This window comes from Hymenobacter crusticola (assembly GCF_002154225.1).
GTDB lineage: Bacteria > Bacteroidota > Bacteroidia > Cytophagales > Hymenobacteraceae > Hymenobacter > Hymenobacter crusticola.
Map to the genome: position 1 here is coordinate 1 of NZ_MTSE01000104.1, position 1,275 is coordinate 1,275.

Annotated in this window: 1 protein-coding gene and 1 pseudogene; one reads left to right on the plus strand and one right to left on the minus strand. The window is 55.0% G+C overall.

From position 1 onward, the window contains the following. Positions 1–500 precede the first annotated feature (500 nt). A pseudogene (locus BXP70_RS29040) lies at positions 501–851 on the minus strand (DUF1572 family protein); the annotation flags it as partial. Between the two features lie 29 nt (positions 852–880). Here BXP70_RS29040 and BXP70_RS30455 point away from each other — a divergent pair. Further along, positions 881–1,051, plus strand: coding sequence for a hypothetical protein (locus BXP70_RS30455; protein ID WP_218779904.1), 171 nt, complete (start codon positions 881–883; stop codon positions 1,049–1,051). The last annotated feature ends 224 nt before the right edge of the window (positions 1,052–1,275 follow it).

Sequence of the window (1,275 nt, forward strand, 5' to 3'; positions counted from 1 at the left end):
AGAAACCAACTCGTATCCGCCGCGGAGAAGGGCCCCAAGCGGCGTTGATCAATCAGCACCTTGTGTCCCTTGACGGGTTGCAACTGGCACAAGAGCGCGTTGAAGGCCGCACGCAGGGCCGCAGAGGAATGTGCGCCCGGCAACCAGACCAAGTGCACAAAGCCTAGGGGATGCTGATGAATGCGCGCTGCCGCATTCGCAAAACAGCAGGAAGTCCTTNTGGCCGCAAGTACTACAGAATTTCACTAAGCTCTGCTATGACTTGCCCGTTATCTGAACATGACCAAGTAGCATGTCACCAAGGACTGTGCTGTGGCAGGCTCTTTGCCCAAGCGTTGATCATGCGACACGCTGCTACTTCCCCTCCGCCCTTTCGGTACCGTGCCGCCGGCGTGATCCTGCTAGGCGGACTGGTGCTCTTGCTGCAACAGTGCGGCAGCCTGCAGCCCTAACGTACCGTTCAGGCAAGAAGCTATTAGGGTAACCGCTTTTGTCGAGTTCTAGTGCTGCTCCTGTTTGGGCGGTAGATACTCGTCCGTAAAATGCACCACCTGCTTAGGCTGGGCGAACTTCTCCGCGTGATAGTGCGCAGAGGTTCCGCGTGGGATGGACAAGGACGCCCACTGGCCATTGAGCGCCATTTTACCCAGGAACACAATCTGCCCGACATGATAGGGGTAGTGCGCCAGTTGGCGATTGATCGCTTCCGTGACGGAATGCCCCTGGTTGCGAATGTAGACCGTTGTATCCCACGTATTAGGAGTCAACGTGTCCAGCGCAGTGAACAGGCACTGCCAGCCTTCTTCCCACTGGGCGAACAGTTCCGCGCGGGAGTGAATACGGAGTTCGAACTCGGCCTCGCGCTACTAGTGCAAAGGGGATGCTGAAGTGGACCAAAGTCAGTGATATTGCTGCTGTCATCGTCATCCTTGCCCCTATCCTCTTTTTCGTTATCCAACGAGTCAATAGTGATGCTACGGATGATAAAGTAAAGGCCCTAGAACAGCGGCTACAGGCGCTGGAAAAACGATTGAACACACAACCGCAATGACCAGCCGCTTTCGCCTCAACAAAGAAGCCACTCCCGACTGGAAGTGGCTTCTTTGCTTGCATTATGTTGGACGTGATACTATTCCACTACTAAGCGAGAAGTTAACCTGCCTTGGCTCGTGCTCAGTTGCACTGTGTAAACTCCCGGCGAGTTCCAGGCCGAGATCTTTGCTTCCCTGAGCCAAGCGTTACATAACCTCGTTATTCCCTTTCCACCGGCCATGC

Excerpts from the sequence above, each read along its gene's own strand:
- BXP70_RS30455 (WP_218779904.1), top strand. The coding sequence starts at position 881 with ATGCTGAAGTGGACCAAAGTCAGTGATATTGCTGCTGTCATCGTCATC.